This is a genomic window from Methylovorus sp. SPW-M1 (genome assembly GCF_053848825.1).
The window spans coordinates 77,126-98,980 of the sequence record NZ_CM132626.1 but is presented as its reverse complement, the minus strand read 5'-3'; the positions used below and the strand labels follow the sequence as shown (position 1 = coordinate 98,980).

Genomic DNA, 21,855 nt, shown 5'->3' with positions numbered 1-21,855 from the left:
GACAAGATATTCCTGCCCTCCATCCAGGCAAACCGCGATTACCGGGGTATATGCATGCCTGATCCCGAAGATGGCGATACAAAGCCTATTCTGCTGGATGAGCCTTGGCAATACATCTGCCAATAATGATCGCGCTATAAACCAAAGTGCATCGTTTAAAGCCGGGCATATCTTATTCAGCAAGCAATCTGCATGCCGAACAGTGTGAGCTGATCTGGGGAAGATGAACTAAAACGTCCTTCATACTGGATCAACGTACGGGCACTATTCCTGAGCTGATTGCCCGATGTTGATCCAGCATGCGAGGTGAGACGGAAGCAAGCTCCGTGGCGAGACTATTCCACCGTGACGGATTTGGCCAGGTTTCTGGGTTTATCCACATCGGTGCCTTTAAGCAAGGCAGCGTGATAAGCCAGTAGCTGCACGGGGATAGTGTGAAGAATAGGGGAGAGCACGCCCACATGACGTGGCGTGCGAATAACATGCACGCCTTCACTTTCCGTGAAGTGGCTATCGGCATCGGCAAATACAAACAACTCGCCGCCGCGCGCTTTCACTTCCTGCATATTGGATTTTACTTTTTCCAGCAGCACGTCATTCGGTGCAATAACAACCACCGGCATATCGCGATCTACCAGGGCCAGTGGGCCGTGTTTCAATTCGCCGGCAGGGTAGGCCTCGGCATGGATATAAGAGATCTCCTTGAGCTTGAGAGCGCCTTCCAGGGCGATCGGGTAATGAATGCCACGACCGAGAAACAGGGCGTGCTGCTTGTTGGCAAAGAACGTGGCCCATTCGCGGATCTGCGGCTCAAGATTAAGCGCGTACTGGACGCTGCCTGGCAAATGACGCAAAGCATCCAGATAATCCTGTTCCTGGCCGTCTGCCAGGCGACCATGCTGTTTGGCCAGCGTCACAGCCAAGGTAAACAAGGCCACCAACTGGGTGGTGAATGCCTTGGTGGAGGCGACGCCAATTTCAGCCCCTGCGCGGGTATACAGGATAAGGCGCGATGCGCGTGGAATAGCACTTTCCTGCACATTGCATATTGCCAATGTCAGCGTATGACCCAGAGTTTTGGCATGCTTCAGCGCTTCCATGGTATCCAACGTTTCCCCTGACTGTGAAATGGTCACGATCAACTGCTTGGGGTTGGGGACGGATCGGCGATAGCGGTATTCACTGGCGATCTCTACCGAGGTGGGAACCTGTGCAATGCTTTCCAGCCAGTACTTGGCTGTAAGTCCCGCATAATAACTGGTCCCTGCCGCCAGTATCAGTACACTCTCCACCTCAGCGAATACTTCTTCCGCTCCCTCACCAAACAGGGCAGGCGAAAAGCTGGCATCGTCTATCAGCGCTTCTATCGTATCTGTCAGCGCCCGGGGCTGTTCATGTATCTCTTTTTGCATGAAATGCGAGAAGGGGCCAAGCTCCATGGAGGCCAGAGAGACATCGCTCATGTGTACTGTGCGCTCCACGACTAGCCCAGTGCCATCGTAGATACTAACGCCATCCTCACGGATTTCCCCAACATCGCCGTCTTCAAGATAGATCACGCTACGGGTTACCGACAATACGGCGGAGACATCTGAAGCGATGAAGTTTTCACCCTGACCAAGACCAATCAACAGCGGGCAGCCCTGACGGGCGCAAATCATTAGTTCCGGGGCATTGATGGAGATAACGCTGATCGCAAAAGCGCCCGTCAACTCCTTTACAGCAGCCTGTACCGACGATAGTAAAGACTTACCTTGTGCGTGATGGTAATGCACCAGATGGGCAATGACTTCAGTGTCGGTTTGCGACTCAAACAGATAGCCCAATGCGCTCAGCCGCTGGCGCTGTTCATCGTGGTTTTCAATAATGCCATTGTGCACGACGGCGATTTCACCTTTGGATACATGCGGGTGCGCATTGGATTCAGTCACACCACCATGGGTTGCCCAGCGTGTGTGCCCGATACCCACAAAGCCGCTAAGCTGTTGCGCGTTGGCTTTGTTCTGCATTTCACTCACGCGCCCAACTGCGCGCACGCGTTGTATGCCCTGATTCAGCACGGCGATGCCCGCCGAGTCGTATCCGCGGTATTCAAGCCGACTCAGGCCTTCAATCAATATTGGCACTACATTGCGTTTGGCTACTGCACCTACGATACCGCACATGACTTGCTTTCCTTGTGGTGGGTTACTTCTTGATTTTTTCCGGGCGTTTCCAGCCGCTGACTGTGACTTGGCGACCGCGCGCGACTGTAAGCTCGCCCGCTGGGGCGTCTTTGCTGATGGTTGAGCCTGCCCCTATAGTGGCGCCTGCGCCTATGGTGACGGGCGCAATCAGCTGCGAATCCGAGCCGATAAAGGCATTGTCGCCAATCACCGTGCGGAATTTGTTAACACCATCGTAATTGCAGGTAATGGTACCAGCACCGATGTTCACCTGTTTACCTACGGTGGTATCGCCTACATAGCTAAGATGATTGATTTTGCTACCCACATCGACCTGAGCGTTTTTGAGTTCAACAAAATTGCCGACATGCGTTTCGTCCTGCAGAACCGTGCCAGGGCGCAGGCGCGCGTATGGGCCAATCTTGGCTTGCTTGCCGATCTCAGCATCATCAATATGAGTAAAAGCCGCAATAACGGTACCAACGCCAATGCTCGCATTGCGGATAACGCAATATGGTCCAATCCGCACGCCATCGGCCAGGTGTACCTCACCCTCAAACACACACCCCACATCAATGCTGACATCACGCCCAACGCTCAGCTTTCCGCGTATATCAATTCGGGCAGGGTCGCTCAGGGTAACCCCTTGCTGCAGCAACTGCACAGCCTGCTGCTGTTGATAACAGCGCTCAATCGCCGCCAGATCTGACTTACTGTTTATTCCTGTAATTTCTGGCTCATTGGGTGCCAATACACCACAAACAGCGATGCCTTGCTGGCTTGCCATTCCGACTATGTCGGTCAGGTAGTATTCGCCTTGGGCATTGTCATTACCAAGGTTTTTCAGCCATTCCGACAAGGCATGATTGTCCACTGCCATGATGCCAGTATTGATTTCATTGATTTGGCGCTGTTCTTCGCTGGCATCCTTGTGTTCAACAATCGCCACCACCTCGTCCTGCGCATTCCGCACGATACGACCGTAACCTGAAGGATTTGCCTTGGCAAAAGTCAGTAAAGTCAGCTTGGCTTGATTCTTCAACAGCTCCTGGCAAGTCTGCACGCTGATCAATGGGACATCACCCAGCATGATCAAGGTTTTGGCTTCAGGGTCAAGGAAAGGCAGAGCCTGCATTACCGCATGGCCCGTGCCCAATTGCTCAGCCTGCTGTACCCAGTGAATGTTTTCATGGCGAAACTGATCAGGCACGGCATCGCCGCCAAATCCATAGACCACCAGAATCTTGCTGGGAGAGAGTTGCTTGGCGGTTTCAATTACATGCGCCAGCATCGATTTGCCAGCGACGGGATGCAGGACTTTAGGCAAGTCACTATGCATGCGGGTGCCTTTACCCGCGGCCAGTATGAGTATATTCAGCATGGTGGAGTGTGATTTCTAATGTTTCAAGTATAAACAAAAAAGGCAGCCAGAGGCTGCCTTTCCGTGAGCTACTCGCGTTGCTCTTTAATGCGACTTCTTGCGCAGACGCTCAATGGCGTGGAGCTGTGCCATGGCTTCTGACAGTTCAGCCTGGGCGCGGGCATAATCGATTTCAGAAGCATTGTTTTTCATTGCTTCTTCTGCTGCGGCCTTGGCTTCAGCGGCCTTGGCTTCGTCCAGATCATGACCACGAATCGCAGTGTCAGCAAGGACAGTAATAATGCCAGGCTGCACTTCCAGCATGCCGCCAGAAATATAAATCGCCTGCTCTTCAGCCTCGTTTGCCACCTTGACGCGCAACACGCCAGGCTTGATCGTCGTAATCAGCGGAGTGTGGTTGGGGTAAATACCAACCTCACCCAGCTTGGCAGGAGCCACCACGAATTCGGCTTCACCCGAAAAAATGGAAGCTTCTGCGCTGACGACGTCTAGATGTATTGTGGATGCCATATTTAAGTTTCCTTAAGACTAGCTTAGTTTAAGGTTTTTGCCTTTTCTACAGCTTCTTCAATCGCGCCTACCATGTAGAACGCTTGTTCTGGCAGGTGATCGTACTCACCATCCACAATCGCCTTGAAGCCCTTGATGGTGTCTTTCAGCGTTACGTATTTGCCTGGAGAACCAGTAAACACTTCAGCTACGTGGAAAGGCTGAGACAGGAAGCGCTGAATCTTACGTGCACGAGCCACTGCCAGCTTGTCTTCAGGAGACAGTTCATCCATACCCAGAATCGCGATAATGTCACGCAGTTCCTTGTAGCGCTGCAGGGTTGATTGCACAGCACGTGCCACGTTGTAGTGCTCTTCGCCCACGATCAATGGATCGAGCTGACGTGAGGTGGAATCCAGTGGATCAACAGCAGGGTAGATACCCAGCGCTGCAATATCACGGGATAACACAACGGTGGAGTCCAAGTGCAAGAAGGTGGTGGCTGGGGATGGGTCAGTCAAGTCATCCGCAGGTACGTAAACGGCCTGGATCGAGGTAATGGAACCCACCTTGGTGGAGGTAATACGCTCTTGCAAGCGGCCCATTTCTTCAGCCAGGGTAGGTTGGTAACCCACAGCAGAAGGCATACGGCCCAGCAGCGCGGATACTTCGGTACCAGCCAGGGTATAACGGTAAATGTTGTCAACGAAGAACAGAATGTCGCGGCCTTCGTCACGGAAACGCTCCGCCATGGTCAGACCAGTCAGCGCTACACGCAGACGGTTGCCTGGTGGTTCGTTCATCTGACCGAACACCATGCCTACCTTGTCCAGAACGTTGGAATCCTTCATTTCGTGGTAGAAGTCGTTACCTTCACGGGTACGCTCACCTACACCGGCAAACACCGACAGACCGGCGTGTTGCTTGGCGATGTTGTTGATCAGTTCCATCATGTTCACGGTCTTGCCTACACCGGCGCCACCGAACAGACCCACTTTACCGCCCTTGGCAAACGGACATACCAGGTCAATCACCTTGATACCGGTTTCCAGCAAGTCAACGGAAGGGGAGAGCTCTTCAAACGAAGGAGCCTTCTGGTGGATGGAGCGGCGCTCATCACACTCAATAGGACCGGCTTCATCAATAGGGCGGCCCAGAACGTCCATGATACGGCCCAAAGTGCCGTGACCAACGGGAACCTGAATCTGGTTGCCGGTGCTCTTCACCTTCATGCCGCGGGACAGACCATCGCTGGAACCCATGGCAATGGTACGAACCACGCCATCACCCAGTTGTTGCTGAACTTCCAGCGTCAGACCAGCTTCTGCTGTGGAGTTCTCTTCATCTAAAACAAGTGCCTCATATACCTTAGGCATCTGGTCGCGTGGGAATTCAACGTCAACCACCGCACCAATACACTGAACAACTTTACCTTGACTCATCTTGGTATCCTCAATCTTTATCTTAATTCGTTACACCGCTGCTGCCTTAAACGGCAGCCGCACCACCGACAATTTCTGAAATTTCTTTGGTAATCGCAGCTTGGCGGGCCTTGTTGTAAACCAGTTTCAGCTCGCCGATGACGTTCTTGGCGTTGTCGGATGCGGCCTTCATCGCTACCATCCGGGCGCTTTGCTCGGATGCCATGTTTTCGGTAACAGCGTGATATACCAGCGACTCGATGTAACGCGTCAGCAACTCATCAATGACTTCACGTGCTTCAGGCTCGTAGATATAGTCCCAGTGGCCTTGTGCGGTGCCCATCTGCTCACCGTTCAATGGCAGCAACTGCTCCATGACCGGCTCCTGTTTCATCGTATTGATGAAACGCGTAAAGCAGATGTGCAACTGGTCGATTTCACCAGCCACATAGGCGTCCAGCATGACCTTGATCGTACCGATCAGCTTTTCCAGGTGAGGAACATCACCCAAGCCAGTGATATGCGATTTAACGTTGGCCCCAACACGGTTCATGAAACCGAACCCTTTGTTGCCAATCGCGCTTACCGCAATACCCTTGCCAGCCGATTCCCATGCTTTCATCTGATTCAGCGACAAGCGCAGTACGTTGGTATTCAAACCACCGCACAAGCCCTTGTCCGAGCTGACCACAATCAGCCCCACATTCTTGACTTCAGCGCGCTGAATCAGGAAAGGGTGCTTGTACTCAGAGTTTGCATGAGAAAGGTGAGCCGCCACATTGCGGATCTTTTCAGCGTAAGGACGACCAGCCCGCATCCGCTCCTGCGCTTTGCGCATTTTAGATGCGGCGACCATTTCCATCGCCTTGGTGATCTTGCGTGTATTTTCAACACTCTTGATCTTGGTACGAATTTCTTTGCTACCGGCCATTGTCTCGTCTGCCTGTCTCGTGAATACTTAAATCGCCAAAGGCTTAGTAAGCATTCGTTGCTTTGAAGTCTTTAATTGCGGCTTCCACAGCCTTCTCGTCGTCGCCGCCAAGATCCTGGGTAGTTTCAATCTTATCCAGCAGGTTCTTGTACTTGGACTTCAGGAAAGCATGCAAGGCGGATTCGAATGCCAGTGCACGGGCAACCGGCACGTCATCGAAGTAACCCTTGTTGGCTGCCAGCAAGGTCACGGCCATGTCAGAGATGTTGAGCGGGGCGTATTGAGCCTGCTTCATCAACTCGGTCACCAGGCGACCACGCTCGAGTTGCTTGCGAGTGGTTTCATCCAGATCGGAAGCAAACTGCGCAAACGCTGCCAGTTCACGGTATTGAGCCAGTGCCAGACGAATACCACCGCCCAGCTTCTTGATAACCTTGGTCTGCGCTGCACCACCTACGCGAGATACCGAAATACCAGCGTTGATCGCAGGACGGATACCAGCGTTGAACAGATCGGTTTCCAGGAAGATCTGACCATCGGTAATCGAAATTACGTTGGTAGGAACGAACGCGGAAACGTCACCAGCTGCGGTTTCAATGATAGGCAGAGCGGTCAGGGAACCTGTTTTGCCCTTGACTTCACCGTTGGTGAACTTCTCTACGTAATCTTCGTTCACGCGAGCTGCACGCTCAAGCAGACGGGAGTGGATGTAGAACACATCACCTGGATAAGCTTCACGGCCTGGTGGACGACGCAGCAGCAGGGAAATCTGACGATAGGCCCAAGCTTGCTTGGTCAAGTCATCATACACAATCAGTGCATCCTGACCGCGGTCACGGAAGTATTCACCCATGGTGCAACCAGCGTATGGTGCCAGGAATTGCAGGGCGGCAGAGTCGGAAGCAGAAGCGGCTACGACAATGGTGTATTCCATTGCGCCGTGCTCTTCCAGCTTGCGTACCACGTTGGCGATAGTGGAAGCCTTTTGGCCGATCGCAACGTAGATACAGGTCATGTTCTGACCCTTTTGATTGATGATGGCATCAACGGCAACAGCAGTCTTGCCTGTCTGACGATCGCCAATGATCAGTTCGCGCTGACCACGGCCAACTGGCACCATGGAGTCGATAGACTTCAGACCGGTTTGTACGGGTTGCGAAACCGACTTACGGGCAATAACGCCAGGAGCAACCTTTTCAATCTTGTCTGTCAGCTTGGCATTGATAGGACCCTTGCCATCGATAGGCTGGCCCAGTGCATTTACCACGCGACCAACCAGTTCAGGACCTACTGGCACTTCCAGAATGCGACCTGTACATTTGCAGATGTCGCCTTCGGTAATCTTTTCGTAGTCACCCAGAACCACGGCACCCACAGAATCACGCTCCAGGTTCAAAGCCAGACCGTATGTGTTGCCAGGGAATTCGATCATTTCACCGGCCATCACATTGGAAAGGCCATGAATACGAACGATACCATCAGTCACCGAGATAACCGTACCTTGAGTACGCGCTTCGGCACTGGTGGAGAAATTCTCTAACCTGCTCTTAATCAGCTCACTGATTTCTGATGTAGATAACTGCATAATTCTCTCCTAACCTTTCAGCGTGTAGGCCAACTGTTGTAATTGGCCACGTACGGATGCGTCTATTACCGTATCGCCGACTACAATCTTGATGCCGCCTAATAATTCCGGATCCACTTTAACGCTTGCTTCGACCTTCTTACCAAACTTGGCTTCCAGACGCTTCACCACGCCGGCAATATCGGCGTCGCTAGGTTGGGATGCGGCGGTAATTTCAGCTTCAAGCACGCCTTCATCTTGCGCTTTCAGTTCATCAAACGCAGCGGCGATGTCTGGCATGACAGCCAGGCGACGATATTCCACCAGCAGCTTGATCAGGTTAGTTACCTGGTCATCAATTTTGCCGCTGGCCACGGTCAGTACAGCCTTTTCAATATCAGCTGCATTGACCTTGGGATCATCGATATAAGCCTTCATCTGCTCATTCGCTACGACTTGCGCAACGAAATTCAGCATGTCAGACCAGTTCGCGAGTGCGTTCTTTTCCTTTGCCAAGCGGAAAGCCGCTACGGCATAAGGTCTTGCAATGGTTATCGCTTCAGCCATGATCTTCCTACAGCTCGTTAGCGATGGTGTTCAGCATGTCTGCGTGAACCTTGGCATCGATTTCCTTGCGCAGGATTTTTTCCGCACCGGCAACAGCTAATGCTGAAACCTGAGCGCGCAAACCTTCCTTCGCACGGTTAACTTCCTGATCGATTTCTGCCTTGGCACCAGCAAGGATGCGATCACCCTCAGCTTTAGCGTTGTTTTTCGCTTCTTCGATGATGTCAGTTGCACGCTTTTCAGCCTGCGCGATGATCGAAGATGCCTTCAGCTTTGCCTCTTCAACAGCAGCAGTCGAACGCTGTGTTGCGGCTTCAAGCTCTTGTTTACCACGTTCACCTGCAGCCAGACCATCCGCGATGGTCTTTTGACGCGTCTCAATAGCCTTCAAAAGAGGAGGCCAGACAAACTTCACTGTGAACCAGATCAGAATGGCAAAGGAGACGGCCTGCGCAAATAGTGTCAGGTTGATGTTCATATTTGCTCCCGAGCTGTTAGTTCAATCCGCTTATTAACTATCAAACGTTATTGAGCAACAACGGCAAGGAGTGGGTTTGCGAAAGCAAACATCATAGCCAGACCAACACCGATAATGAAAGAAGCGTCGATCAGACCCAGCAGCAGGAACACTTTACCTTGCAGAGCTGGAATCATTTCTGGCTGGCGAGCTGCACCTTCCAGGAAGCTAGCACACATGATACCGATACCTACGCAAGCGCCAGCTGCGCCAAGACCAATGATCAGACCGATACCAACACCGGTGTATGCTTGAATCATGGCTAAAAGTTGCAAGTTCTCCATTTAATTTCCTTTCGGCTTTCGAGAGTTGTAGTTGATTAAAACGTTTAAAGACTTAGTGACTTTCATGCGCCATCGAAATGTAGACAACGGTCAGCATCATGAAGATAAATGCCTGCAGCACAACGATCAGAATGTGAAAGATCGCCCAGCCAGCACCCAGCAATGCACCAAAGAAGGTACCTGCCAAGCCCGTTGCCGCCCACATACCCAGCAGCAAGAAAATGATTTCACCCGCGTACATGTTACCGAACAGACGCAGTGAGTGAGAAAGAGGTTTGGAAATGTATTCGATGAGGTTGAACGCCAGATTGGCTGGCCAGATCAGGGGATTGGTACCAAAGGGGGAACAGAAGAGTTCGTGTATCCAGCCACCCAGGCCTTTGACTTTGATACTGAAGAAAATCATCAGCACCCAGACCGACAACGCGAGCGCAAATGTTGCATTGATGTCGGAAGTTGGGACGCTACGCCAGTGCTCAAGGCCGATTACATGATAAAACTTGGCCATGATGTCGACAGGCAGGAAGTCCATGGCATTCATGAACAGGACCCATACAAACACCGTCAGTGCCAGCGGCGCCAGAAATACATGACGGTTGCCGTGGAAAATACTTTTGACCTGATCATCAACGAACTCGACTGCAAGCTCAACGAATGCCTGACGCTTGCTAGGTACGCCAGAAGTAGCGCCACGCACTACCCACCAAAGGAAGCCAAACACGACCACACCCAGGATGGCTGACATGATCAGGGTATCGTAATGCAATACCCAGAAGCTGCCGTCGCCTACGGACTTGGCATTGAATGACAGATGGTGACCGATATATTCTGATGGGGTAAGTTTTTCTGCAGCCATTGCGTCAACCTAAAGGTTATTCTTTTCGTTTAAAGTAAAAATTGCTGCTCCCGACATGATGGCCGCTGAGCCCAGACCAAAAATCAAGGCCAACGGTATCAAATTTCGGTAGAGCGTGAATACAAGCAACAGTGCGATGGCAATCACCGCGATTTTGATGACTTCTGCCACCAGTAAATTAGCCAATGCGGAACCTGCCGTATTTTTAGCAGCGCTTGATTGCAGTTTTTTTGCGGCAGCCAAACTACCCAATATGGCGGCGCCACCACCTGCCAACGCCGAAAGGGCACCATGCAAACCGATGAGCAAGTAAGCCACCAGTGCAACCAAGGCAGTCGCCACTACCTGCCTTTTTATCATCTGACTGAGCACTGCATCCATACGACGTAACCCTGCATTAGCATCTTATGTGCCAGACACGCTGCGCCTGACCATAAAAACCCAAGATTTTCTTGTTTAATCAGCTGCAAGTCAAGCTAAATTACGACTAGCCTGCTTTCAGACGTTTTAGAAAATCATCCAGCTGATCCAGATTGGCGTAATGGATTTTCACAAATCCGGCACCTTTTTTGCTCGCTTTGATTTCAACCTGTGCACCAAGGGATTGCGAAACCTCCTCCTGCAAGGCAAGCACATCACGATCAACCGTTTTTTCAGGCTTGGCTTTTGGCTCACTGAGCATCTGCTTTACCAGGCGCTCAGCCTCACGCACCGACAGGCTTTTCTGGGCAATATGCTCAGCCACTGTAATTTGTTTCACCTCGGGCAAGGTGAGGAGGGCACGCGCATGCCCCATATCCAGCTTGCCTATCATCAGCATCTCCTGCACATTGCCATGCAGGTTTTGCAGCCGCAACAGATTGGTAACAGCGCTACGCGACCGGCCAACCGCCTGAGCGGCAGCCTCATGTGTCATGCTGAACTCTTCAATCAGGCGCTTGATGCCATTGGATTCTTCAAGAGGATTCAGGTCTTCGCGCTGAATATTCTCGATCAGCGCCATTGCCAGCGCGGCTTCATCCGCAATTTCCCGCACCAGCACAGGCACTTCTTCCAGACCAGCCAACTGCGCAGCGCGCCAACGACGCTCACCAGCAATAATTTCGTAATGCTCATCGCTCAACAAACGCACGACGATAGGCTGCATGATGCCTTGGGCTTTGATCGAGTCAGCCAAACTGGAGAGTGACTCCTGATCCATATGTGTCCGCGGCTGATATTTGCCGGGCTGCAGTTGCCCGACCTTGAGGGAACGCAAGGTATCGGCATCGCGTACCGTTTCCATATCGCCTGACAATAATGCATCCAGGCCGCGCCCCAGACCTTTGTGTTTTACCATGGGAATTCCTTAACTTACAGCCGGACTGGCAGTCGGCTTACGATTGATGATTTCACCTGCAAGAGCGAGGTAGGCTTTTGCCCCTTTGGAGGCTTTGTCATAGAACAGCACAGGAACGCCGTAGCTAGGGGCTTCAGCCAGCCTGACATTACGCGGGATCACGGTTCTATAGACTTTGTCGCCAAAATGCTTGGCGAGCTCGGCAGATACCTGCTGGGCCAGCATATTGCGGTTATCGAACAAGGTACGCAACAAACCTTCGATTTCCAATGTTGGATTTAGATATGCCCGTACTTTTTTGATGGTGTTAACCAGATCCGACAAACCTTCGAGCGCGTAGTACTCACACTGCATGGGGATCATGACGGCATGCGCTGCTGTCAGTGCATTCACGGTGGTCAAACTCAGGGAAGGAGGGCAGTCAATCAATACATAGTCGTATTCGCCATCCAGCAATGCCAGCGCATTTTTGAGACGAACCTCGCGGGCGATTTCGCTTACCAGCTCGACTTCGGCACCTGCCAGATCGCGATTGGCCGGGGCCACATCAAACCCGCCCTTTTCCGAGCGCTGGATAACCTCTTTCAGGGATTTCTGCCCGATCAGCACGTGGTATACCGTATTTTTAACAGCGGACTTATCGATACCACTACCCGTCGTCGCATTTCCCTGAGGGTCCAAATCGATCAACAGCACACGGCGCTTGGTCGCCGCCAAACTGGCTGCCAGATTAACGGAAGTCGTGGTTTTCCCCACGCCACCCTTTTGATTCGTTATCGCTAAAATCCGCATTATTTAAGCCGTTCTGCTAAGAGGTGTGAATTTCATTTCCTGGGCAGGCAAGGTCACCAGATGTCGCTGCGCATCCAGACCCGGTACAAGCAAAGGCGTCACCTTGGCTTCTGGCATGCCTATTCCTTCTAACTCTTCAACCGGATTTACGCCTTTCATTGCAAGCCATTGACCACGTTCTGCTATCAAATGGCGCGTCAATTTAATAAACAGGGCAATTTCTGAAAAGGCGCGTGAAATCACAATGTCGTAAGCTTGCGAAGGCCGATGCTGCTCGACCCGACCGGCTATCACCTCCAGATTGGCAATGCCCAATTCAGCCTTGGCCTGCCGCATGAAACTGGCTTTTTTTTGCACGGCATCAATGGTGGTGACTTTCAGATCCGGCATGCAAAGCGCGAGTATGATGCCAGGCAGACCAGCGCCGCTGCCCACGTCCAGGAGACGCGATGGTGATAGCGCCTGAACATGAGGCAATACCGATAGACTATCAAGCAAATGCAAGGTAACCATCTCATCTGGATCCCGCACAGCAGTGAGGTTATGGACCTTGTTCCACTTTTGCAAAAGCGCCAGGTAATCAAGCAACTTCTGCTGTGTGGCCTGTGAGACGTCCCATCCGGCATTTGCTATGCCTGAGGCTAGTATTTCCGCCTGACTCATGCGGCGACGTCCGACTTTTTGCTACGATTGCGACGCTTGAGATGCACTAACAGCAAGGAAATGGCTGCTGGGGTTATCCCCGAAATGCGACTGGCCTGCCCAACGGTTTCTGGCTTTTGTGCATTGAGCTTCTGCTGAGCCTCAATGGAAAGCCCATGCACTTCGCGGTAATCCATATCGGCAGGGAGACGGGTATCTTCCTGACCGCGCTGACGTTCAATTTCATCCGCCTGACGGTCTATATAGCCTTGATATTTGGCAGCAATTTCAACCTGCTGACGTACTTGCTCATCCTGCTCACCATTCCCGTCTGCCAGCGTGAGCAAAGCCTCATAACTCACTTCCGGGCGACGCAAAAGCTCGAACATCGAATACTCTCGAGCGATTTGCTTCCCCAACACTTTTTCCATGACATCCGCACTCACCTGGCCCGGATGCACATATGTTTTACGCAGTCGCTCCTGTTCGCGCAGTATGGCTTCCTGCTTGCGGGAGAAGGCCTCCCAACGCGCATCATCTACCAAGCCTATCCTGCGACCGGCTTCGGTCAAGCGCATATCGGCATTGTCTTCACGCAGCATCAACCGGTATTCTGCGCGGCTGGTAAACATACGGTAGGGCTCACTCACACCGCGGGTAATCAGATCATCTACCAAAACCCCAAGATAGGCTTGATCACGCGCTGGGCACCAACTGTCTTTTTCTTGCGCATAAAGTGCCGCATTTGCGCCCGCCAACAGCCCCTGAGCAGCGGCTTCTTCATACCCGGTAGTACCGTTAATCTGACCGGCAAAGAACAAGCCTTGAACAGCCTTGGTTTCCAGCGAATTTTTTAAACCTCGCGGGTCGTAATAATCGTATTCAATAGCATAGCCAGGCCGCAAAATATGCGCATTTTCCAGGCCTTTTATAGATCTAACCAATTGATATTGAATATCAAAGGGCAAGCTTGTCGAGATGCCATTTGGATAGATTTCGTTGGTCATCAAGCCTTCAGGCTCGAGGAAAATCTGGTGAGATTCCTTGTCGGCAAAGCGGTGGATTTTATCTTCGACGGAAGGGCAGTATCGAGGACCCACGCCTTCAATAACGCCAGTGTACATAGGTGAACGATCCAGACCGCTGCGTATGATGTCATGCGTGCGTTCATTCGTGCTGGTAATCCAGCAGGGCAGTTGGGCAGGGTGTTGACTGGCGTTGCCCAGAAAGGAAAACACAGGAACTGGATCATCTCCAGGCTGCTCAAGCATCACACTGTAGTCGATGGTGCGCCCATCGATGCGTGGCGGGGTGCCTGTTTTCAAGCGTCCAGCCGGCAAACCAATTTCTCGCAACCTGGCTGCCAAGGAGACTGCTGGCGGATCCCCGGCACGGCCAGCCTGATAGTTGGCCAATCCCACATGCACAAGACCAGCCAGAAATGTGCCCGCCGTCAGCACTACTGCTTTGGATTCAAATCGCAAGCCTAGCTGGGTGACTACACCCGCAGCGCGGGTTCCATCCAGAATAATATCGTCAACAGCTTGTTGAAATAGCCACAGATTAGCTTGATTTTCCAGACGACGGCGAATGGCGGCCTTGTACAGCACACGGTCAGCCTGTGCACGAGTAGCCCTGACCGCAGGGCCTTTGCTGGAATTAAGAATGCGAAACTGAATGCCGCCTTCGTCTGTTGCGGCCGCCATGGCACCGCCCAGCGCATCCACTTCCTTCACCAGATGGCCTTTGCCTATGCCGCCGATGGACGGGTTGCATGACATTTGACCCAGGGTTTCGATATTGTGGGTAAGGAGCAAGGTTTTTTGCCCCATACGTGCGCTAGCTAGTGCGGCTTCGGTGCCAGCATGACCGCCACCAACCACAATAACATCAAATTTTTCAGGGAATTGCATGAGAATCCGAGAGTTGCAAATATGCTGGCAATGATACCGCATTCGCACATGCAATGTCAGGATGTTTCACGTGAAACACAAATGAATCATTTATGAATGCGATATATCACCATGATACTAAAGATATTTTTGATTTATTTAGAAAAAATCTACTTGCCTATGCAGAAACGGCTGAAAATTTCGCCCAATAGATCATCCGGTGTAAATTCCCCCGTAATTGAACTCAAGGCGTGCTGAGCAAGGCGCAACTCTTCCGCTAATAATTCTGGCTGCTCCAGATATACACCTGCGTTTTGCAAATGGCCTTGCACCATTTGCAAGGCTTGCAAGTGACGAGTGCGTGCCATAAAAATACTTTCACCCGCGGGTTGCCAACCTGCAATCTTCAGCAAATGTGCCTTAAGGGCATCAAGCCCCAAGCCCAGCTTGGCCGAGATATACAGATGCAGCTCACCCTCGTGCTCTCGCTGGCGAGGCTGCTCCGAATGCAGATCAATTTTGTTGTGGACCCATATTTTGGGTAAATTCGCTGGCAATCGCTCTAGAATCGATTTTTCTGTCTCGGTAATACCATGAGCTGCATCGACCAATAATAATGCGGCATTCGCGTTTTCTAGAGCTCGCCATGTTCGCGCAATTCCCTGCTTTTCGACTTCGTCTTCGGTTTCGCGCAGGCCGGCGGTATCAATCAGGTGCAGGGGAACACCTTCAATTTGCACCACATTCTTTATGGTGTCACGGGTCGTACCGGCAATAGGGGTAACAATCGCGACTTCTTCCCCAGCCAATTGATTCATCAAACTGGATTTACCGACATTCGGCTGACCTACCAGTACTACCTGTATTCCTTCGCGCAGCAGATTCCCTTGGCGTGCCCCTTTGAAAACCAGTTCAAGTGCATCGGCAATGTTTTGCAGTTTTTCGGCCACACGGCCCTGGCTTATAAAATCGATATCCTCCTCGGGAAAGTCCAGGCAGGCTTCTACGTACATGCGCAGATTAATGAGCGACTCGAGAAGATCTTGAATATAGCGGGAAAATTCGCCAGAAAGAGAACGAACAGCACTTCGGGCTGCTTCTGCAGTAGCGGCATTGATCACGTCAGCAACCGCTTCAGCTTGTGCCAGATCAAGCTTGTCATTCAGGAATGCGCGCCGGGTAAACTCGCCTGGTTCAGCCTGACGTGCGCCCAATTGCAAGCAACGAAGCAGTAGAAGCTGCATGAGCGCGGGGCCGCCATGGGCCTGCAACTCAAGCACATCTTCTCCCGTGTAGGAGTGAGGCCCTGCATAAAAGATAGCGATGCCGCTATCGATTAGTTGGCCATCTGCTTCTTTAAATGGCAGATAGGCAGCATGCCGGGGGGGAGGGCAGTGGCCCAGCACCGCAGCAGCAATCTGTGCGGAGGCCGGGCCGGAGATGCGAACCACGCCTATGCCCCCGGAACCAGGGGCAGTGGCAATGGCGGCTATCGTATCAACGACGGCCATTTCCTTTTTTCTTCAGCGCAGTAGCACGCTCCGTACTACGATTGATATGCCATTGCTGAGCAATCGACAACACGTTATTTACCAGCCAGTACAGCACCAGACCTGCCGGGAAGAAGAAGAAGAAGACGCTGAATACGATAGGCATGATCATCATGACCTTGGCCTGGACCGGATCCGTAGGCGTCGGGTTCAAGCGCGTCTGGATAATCATGGTGGCGCCCATGAGGATAGGCAGCACATAGTAAGGATCGATGGCGGAGAGGTCATGTATCCACAGCATGAAAGGAGCATGCCGCATTTCCACACTACCTAACAGTACCCAGTAAAGGGAGATAAACACAGGAATTTGCACCAGGATGGGCAAGCAGCCGCCCATCGGGTTGATCTTCTCTGTCTTGTACAACTCCATCATGGCAACTTGCATTTTTTGGCGGTCATCGCCGTATTGCTCTTTCAGGCGTTGCAAGCGGGGTGCAAGTTCACGCATGTGCGCCATGGAGCGATAGCTGGCCGCAGAGAGAGGATAGAATGCGAGCTTGATCATGACAGTAAGCAGGATAATCGCGACACCCCAGTTGTGCACCACGCTCTCAATCTTGGACAGAATCCAGAATAGAGGGGATGCAATGATCGTAAGCCAACCGTAATCCACCGTGTATTCAAGACCAGGGGCAACTTGCTTCATGACTTCCTGATTTTGTGGGCCGGCGTAATAGCGGGCTTCAACCTCGGCGCTAGCTCCTGGAGCAATCACACCGATATCACTTTTGGTACCAATAGAATAGATATTGTCAGCCAGCTTCTTGCTGTAAAACTGACGTGTCACGCCTTCCTTGGGAATCCAGGCACTCACGAAATAGTGCTGCAACAGCCCAACCCAGCCATCACTGGTGGTCTTGGACAAGTCGTTCTTGCCCATATCCTTGAAGGATAGCTTTTTGAATTTGTCAGCTTGGGTGAAATAAGCTCCACCGGTAAAGGTAGGCATCATGTGTGAGCCCTGATTGGACTCCGTGTCATGCACCACCTGATAGTAAACCGTAGGATCAATCGGGCTGGCGCTTTCGTTATGAATTTCATAACGCAGATTGATGACATAGCTGTCACGGTGGAAGGTATAGATTTTGTCGACCTTGACGCCATCGGCACTCGCCGCCGTCAAACGTACTTCAAGCGTATCGCTACCCGCTGCCAGTTGGTAATTGCTAGCTTCTGCAGTAAATACCGTTTTGTGATTAGGCAAGCCCTGACCAATCAAGCCACTCTGCGCAACATAGACCATAGGAGCCGCACGGTCATCCAGCAGCACAAAGTTTTCTGTCGTGGAATTATCAGCACGGTGCTTCAGCAACTCCAGACGACGCAAATCTCCGCCAGTAGTGTCGATGACCGCTTTATAAACATCCGTTTCCACTTGAATACGATCTGCTGTTTGCAGACGGAAACCGGACTCTTTAGGCATATCAGCCGCCGCTTTGGCGCCTGGTAATTTTTCAGCATGGGGAACACTATTATCGGTGGCCGCTTCAGCCGTCACCGTCTCGGGTGGCGGCGTATGCTCGCGTTGCCAGGCATCCCACAACATCAGGATAGAGAAAGAGAAAATAACAAATAAAATCAGACGCTTGGTATCCATAACTCACTTATCTTAATGTTGAAATGCATGAATGACTTGCTTGATTTCCTGCAAATATCAGGGCACAGGATCATGCCCACCTGGATGCCAGGGATGGCATTTTCCGATACGACGGACACCGTAGGCTAAGCCGGATACAGCACCGTACTTATTAATCGCCTCTATCGTATATTGAGAACATGTCGGGCTGAACCGGCACTGTTGCCCAAAATAAGGGCTTAAAGCTACCTGGTAAAGCCGAATGATAGCGACCAAGGCTTTCGCCAGTAAGCTCATGACATTGATTTCCGCTTTTCGATCTGTTTCCCCAGTTTTTGCAGCAATTCGCAAAACTCACCAACAAGGCTAGGGTAATCGCCTGGTTCATAGGCCCGCTGAACTCGCACGACCAGATCCAGAGAAGCAATATCGTGCTGATGTAACCGAAACTGCTCTCGAAGAACGCGCTTCATGTAATTTCTGTCTACAGCGCGTTTGGCTATTTTCTTGCCTACAATCAGGCCAAGCCTTGGCGTGTCCAGGGAATTATATTGGTAATGTATGGCGAGATAATGACCGGAAATACGCTTGCGGAAATTAAAAACGGATGAAAAATCATCCGTTTTAATAATTCTAACTCGGCTAGGAAAACCAAACTTTGGCGTAGCCAAAACTGGATTAACCGATATCGTCACACACTTATACAGCTAGACGAGCACGACCCTTGGCACGACGCGCTGCAATTACTGCACGGCCACCACGGGTTTTCATGCGCACCAAGAAACCATGAGTGCGAGCGCGACGAACTTTCGAAGGCTGGTATGTACGTTTCATTGTGAATCTCCGACTTCTGTGCGTTTCTAAACAAAGGGCGTAATTTAACCTGATATAACAGCACCCTGTCAATGTTTATTTCAAGTTAATCCTTATCCACATTTGCTTATGGATTGCTTGTGGATAAGTTTAATTAAACCCGCTAGAATGAATCCCTTGCCGTCACGCCGTCTCCAATCGGTGCCAGTGGCGGCTCTGGTGCTCGAAAACAAGAATACAAGCATTCGGGCAAATTCCATATTTGCTATCAGTTGAGGAATCGGGCAACCGATGGAAAATTTTTGGTCTATCTGTCTGGGCCGCTTTGAGCAGGAACTGTCAGCTCAGCAATTCAATACCTGGATCAAGCCGTTACATTTTGAGACGCATAACCATACCTTGCGGTTATTTGCGCCGAATCGCTTCGTCCAGCAATGGGTGAAAGACCGCTTTCTACCTCGTATCCAGAATCTCGCCGAAGAATTGATACAGCATCCGGTTGAAATCGAACTGGGGCTGCAAGACCCCTCAATGAAGAAGCAAATGGCAGCCCCAGTCGTTAAGACTGCCTCTGCTGACCTTAAGGTAGAAGAGGCCGCAGCGCCGTTCCTTCAGGAACCCCTCGCAAAAAAACCCGCGGCAAAAAATGTTGAGTCCAAAAAAAGCAAACCGCACGGCAATCCTAGCGGTCTCAACAGCGCCTTCAATTTCGATAACTTCGTGACGGGCCGTGCCAACCAGTTAGCGCGCGCAGCCGCCCTGCAAGTGGCGGAAAATCCCGGGACTGCCTATAACCCTTTATTCATCTACGGTGGCGTGGGCTTGGGTAAAACGCATTTGCTGCAAGCGATAGGCAACCATCTGAAAATGAATCGCCCGGATGCCAAGATCCGTTATCTGCATGCGGAGCGGTATGTGTCTGATGTGGTTAAAGCCTATGAACTGAAAGCGTTTGATGAATTCAAACGCCAATATCATTCACTGGATCTATTGTTGATCGATGATATTCAATTCTTCGCCAAGAAAAGCCGGACCCAGGAAGAGTTCTTCTATGCATTCAACTCGTTAATTGAAGCGAAAAAGCAGATCATCATTACCTGCGATACCTATCCCAAGGAAATCGTGGATGTGGATGAACGCTTGCGCACCCGCTTCAGCTGGGGGTTGACCGTCGCGGTAGAGCCTCCGGAACTGGAAATGCGTGTTGCCATCCTGCTTAAAAAGGCCGAGGAAGCCAAGTTTGTACTACATGAGGACGTCGCCTTCTTTATTGCGAAGCAAGTAAGATCCAGTGTGCGCGAACTGGAAGGGGCGTTAAACCGGATTGTGGCCATGGCTAACTTTACTGGTAACCCGATTGATGTTCACCTGGCAAAAGATGCGCTGAAAGACCTGATTGCGGTACGTGGGCGTCAGATCACGATGGAGAATATCCAAAAAACCGTGGCCGACTACTACAAGATCAAAGTTGCTGAAATGTATAGTAAAAAACGCTCACGCAACTTTGCACGTCCCCGGCAGATCGCCATGGCACTCGCTCGGGAACTGACCAACCACAGCTTTCCAGAAATAGGAGAAGCCTTTGGTAGTCGGCATCACACGACTGTCATGCACGCATGTGAAGAAGTTGAGCAGTTACGCCAGAATGACCCCAATGTTGCACGAGATATCGCTTTTCTTACCCAGGTGATTCGTGATTAAGGCGAGAGTAGGGTGATCTGAGCTAAGTTAAGCCGTGGATAAGTTGTGTACGTAAATGCAGGTTAGGCGCGATTTTAATAAAAGGGTAGAATAAGTAACATTTTATCCACAGCAGTATTGCTAGTTTTACGCAGACATAAAAGTTAAATAATAAATTGATTTAATTATAAAAAAACGAGTTATCAACAGAAGTTCACACCATTATTGTTATTACTACAGAATTTATTATTTAGATTGTTATAAAACATGAACATCAAAATAAATCGCGATACCTTGTTAAAACCCCTCTCTTCTGTGACGAGCATCGTAGAAAGAAGGCATACGTTGCCTATACTTTCCAACCTTTTGCTGGAAGCAAAGGACGAGAAAATCGTTCTGACCGCAACTGACTTGGAAATGCAAATATCGCTAGCCTTACAAACGCCAGTAGGTGGCGAGTTGTCCACCACTATATCCGCAAAAAAATTGCTGGATATCTGCAGATCCTTGCCAGAGAATGCCGAGATCACCATGGCAACGGCAGAAAGCCGTATCCAGGTAAAAACAGGGAAAAGCCGGTTTAACCTGCAAACCTTGCCCGCTGCTGATTATCCGGTCATGACGAAAGCGACCGGTACGACATACACCGTCGTAACCATCGATCAGAAATCGCTCAAGCGCTTATTCAAGCAAGTAGAATTTGCCATGGCGCAGCAAGATATACGTTACTATCTGAATGGATTACTGTTCGAGGTCAACGGTAATCGCCTGAATGTCGTGGGTACAGATGGCCACCGATTGAGTTTTACCTCAACAGAGCTCGCACAAAGCTACGAAAAACAAGAGCTTATCCTCCCACGCAAGACAGTGATTGAGTTAATCAAACTGCTGGATGACAGCGAAGAAGATGTCACTATTGAGATTGCCAGTGGGCAGGTGAATTTCTCGTTTGGCGATATCAAACTCATCTCCAAAGTAATTGATGGCAAATTCCCTGATTACACACGCGTAATTCCGGTAGGGCACAAAAACAGCTTTAACGTTGACCGCATGACCATTCTGCTGGCCATGCAACGTGCTTCCATTCTGTCAAATGAAAAGTACCGTGGTATTCGCATGGTGCTTGGAAGCGACAGTCTGCGTTTGATCAGCACGAACAGCGAGCAGGAAGAAGCAGAAGAGGAACTGGAGATTGCCTACGCAGGAGATTCACTGGACATCGGCTTCAATGTGACCTACATGATTGATGTGCTGAATAATGTGAATTGCGATAGCGTGACTTTCTCGTTTGCGGATGCAAACAGCAGCTGCCTGGTAACGGTAGCAGATGACGAAACCTACAAATACGTTGTTATGCCGATGCGAATTTAAATCATCGGTTTAAAGACCTGCAGTA

General features: G+C 50.9%; 22 protein-coding genes. 2 read left to right on the top strand and 20 right to left on the bottom strand.

The features are described from left to right. Positions 1-335 precede the first annotated feature (335 nt). From glmS to rpmH, 20 genes are all read right to left on the bottom strand, one after another. Complete coding sequence (gene glmS / locus ACWWD9_RS00460; RefSeq protein WP_455867379.1) at positions 336-2,165, bottom strand: glutamine--fructose-6-phosphate transaminase (isomerizing); 1,830 nt, start codon at positions 2,163-2,165, stop codon at positions 336-338. 22 nt (positions 2,166-2,187) lie between these two features. Next, the gene (gene glmU, locus ACWWD9_RS00455) at positions 2,188-3,546 is read right to left on the bottom strand and encodes a bifunctional UDP-N-acetylglucosamine diphosphorylase/glucosamine-1-phosphate N-acetyltransferase GlmU (protein WP_455867378.1); all 1,359 of its coding nucleotides are present in this window, start codon (positions 3,544-3,546) and stop codon (positions 2,188-2,190) included. A gap of 84 nt (positions 3,547-3,630) precedes the next feature. After that, positions 3,631-4,056 (bottom strand): F0F1 ATP synthase subunit epsilon, encoded by a 426-nt coding sequence (locus ACWWD9_RS00450; RefSeq protein WP_013443516.1) that lies wholly within the window; start codon positions 4,054-4,056, stop codon positions 3,631-3,633. A gap of 23 nt (positions 4,057-4,079) precedes the next feature. Beyond that, positions 4,080-5,477: a F0F1 ATP synthase subunit beta gene (atpD, locus tag ACWWD9_RS00445; protein ID WP_013443517.1), complete on the bottom strand. Its 1,398-nt coding sequence runs from the start codon at positions 5,475-5,477 to the stop codon at positions 4,080-4,082. Positions 5,478-5,523: 46 nt separating this feature from the next. Beyond that, a complete protein-coding gene (gene atpG, locus ACWWD9_RS00440) occupies positions 5,524-6,387 on the bottom strand; it encodes a F0F1 ATP synthase subunit gamma (protein WP_013443518.1) in 864 nt (287 codons plus the stop codon). A gap of 43 nt (positions 6,388-6,430) precedes the next feature. Further along, a complete protein-coding gene (gene atpA / locus ACWWD9_RS00435; protein ID WP_013443519.1) occupies positions 6,431-7,972 on the bottom strand; it encodes a F0F1 ATP synthase subunit alpha in 1,542 nt (513 codons plus the stop codon). A 9-nt stretch (positions 7,973-7,981) separates the two neighbouring features. Next, positions 7,982-8,518: a F0F1 ATP synthase subunit delta gene (locus tag ACWWD9_RS00430; protein WP_013443520.1), complete on the bottom strand. Its 537-nt coding sequence runs from the start codon at positions 8,516-8,518 to the stop codon at positions 7,982-7,984. A 7-nt stretch (positions 8,519-8,525) separates the two neighbouring features. Continuing rightward, entirely contained in the window at positions 8,526-8,996 is a 471-nt protein-coding gene (locus ACWWD9_RS00425) for a F0F1 ATP synthase subunit B (protein WP_013443521.1), read from the bottom strand. A 47-nt stretch (positions 8,997-9,043) separates the two neighbouring features. Then, positions 9,044-9,319, bottom strand: coding sequence for a F0F1 ATP synthase subunit C (atpE, locus tag ACWWD9_RS00420; protein WP_015831243.1), 276 nt, complete (start codon positions 9,317-9,319; stop codon positions 9,044-9,046). A 52-nt stretch (positions 9,320-9,371) separates the two neighbouring features. Next, positions 9,372-10,175: a F0F1 ATP synthase subunit A gene (atpB, locus tag ACWWD9_RS00415; protein WP_015831244.1), complete on the bottom strand. Its 804-nt coding sequence runs from the start codon at positions 10,173-10,175 to the stop codon at positions 9,372-9,374. A gap of 9 nt (positions 10,176-10,184) precedes the next feature. After that, entirely contained in the window at positions 10,185-10,556 is a 372-nt protein-coding gene (locus ACWWD9_RS00410) for an ATP synthase subunit I (RefSeq protein WP_013443524.1), read from the bottom strand. A gap of 106 nt (positions 10,557-10,662) precedes the next feature. Further along, a complete protein-coding gene (locus ACWWD9_RS00405; protein WP_013443525.1) occupies positions 10,663-11,514 on the bottom strand; it encodes a ParB/RepB/Spo0J family partition protein in 852 nt (283 codons plus the stop codon). A gap of 9 nt (positions 11,515-11,523) precedes the next feature. Continuing rightward, entirely contained in the window at positions 11,524-12,306 is a 783-nt protein-coding gene (locus ACWWD9_RS00400; RefSeq protein ID WP_013443526.1) for a ParA family protein, read from the bottom strand. 3 nt (positions 12,307-12,309) lie between these two features. Further along, positions 12,310-12,969 (bottom strand): 16S rRNA (guanine(527)-N(7))-methyltransferase RsmG, encoded by a 660-nt coding sequence (rsmG, locus tag ACWWD9_RS00395; protein WP_455867377.1) that lies wholly within the window; start codon positions 12,967-12,969, stop codon positions 12,310-12,312. Next, positions 12,966-14,861 carry a tRNA uridine-5-carboxymethylaminomethyl(34) synthesis enzyme MnmG gene (gene mnmG / locus ACWWD9_RS00390; RefSeq protein WP_455867376.1) on the bottom strand — a complete coding sequence of 632 codons (1,896 nt, stop codon included), beginning with the start codon at positions 14,859-14,861 and terminating at the stop codon, positions 12,966-12,968. Before mnmG ends, rsmG begins: the two co-directional genes overlap by 4 nt. A gap of 149 nt (positions 14,862-15,010) precedes the next feature. Further along, entirely contained in the window at positions 15,011-16,351 is a 1,341-nt protein-coding gene (gene mnmE, locus ACWWD9_RS00385; RefSeq protein WP_455867375.1) for a tRNA uridine-5-carboxymethylaminomethyl(34) synthesis GTPase MnmE, read from the bottom strand. Beyond that, on the bottom strand, positions 16,338-17,987 hold the full coding sequence (gene yidC / locus ACWWD9_RS00380) for a membrane protein insertase YidC (RefSeq protein ID WP_013443530.1): 1,650 nt from the start codon (positions 17,985-17,987) through the stop codon (positions 16,338-16,340). The genes mnmE and yidC overlap by 14 nt, the downstream gene beginning before the upstream one ends. Before the next feature lie 57 nt (positions 17,988-18,044). Then, positions 18,045-18,263, bottom strand: coding sequence for a membrane protein insertion efficiency factor YidD (gene yidD, locus ACWWD9_RS00375; protein ID WP_455867374.1), 219 nt, complete (start codon positions 18,261-18,263; stop codon positions 18,045-18,047). Beyond that, entirely contained in the window at positions 18,260-18,661 is a 402-nt protein-coding gene (gene rnpA, locus ACWWD9_RS00370) for a ribonuclease P protein component (RefSeq protein WP_238525322.1), read from the bottom strand. The genes yidD and rnpA overlap by 4 nt, the downstream gene beginning before the upstream one ends. Positions 18,662-18,665: 4 nt before the next feature. Then, positions 18,666-18,800: a 50S ribosomal protein L34 gene (rpmH, locus tag ACWWD9_RS00365; protein WP_045751845.1), complete on the bottom strand. Its 135-nt coding sequence runs from the start codon at positions 18,798-18,800 to the stop codon at positions 18,666-18,668. A gap of 270 nt (positions 18,801-19,070) precedes the next feature. Here rpmH and dnaA point away from each other — a divergent pair, with 270 nt between their 5' ends. Continuing rightward, entirely contained in the window at positions 19,071-20,480 is a 1,410-nt protein-coding gene (dnaA, locus tag ACWWD9_RS00360; RefSeq protein ID WP_455867373.1) for a chromosomal replication initiator protein DnaA, read from the top strand. 246 nt (positions 20,481-20,726) lie between these two features. After that, positions 20,727-21,830, top strand: coding sequence for a DNA polymerase III subunit beta (dnaN, locus tag ACWWD9_RS00355; protein ID WP_015829057.1), 1,104 nt, complete (start codon positions 20,727-20,729; stop codon positions 21,828-21,830). Positions 21,831-21,855: the final 25 nt, after the last annotated feature.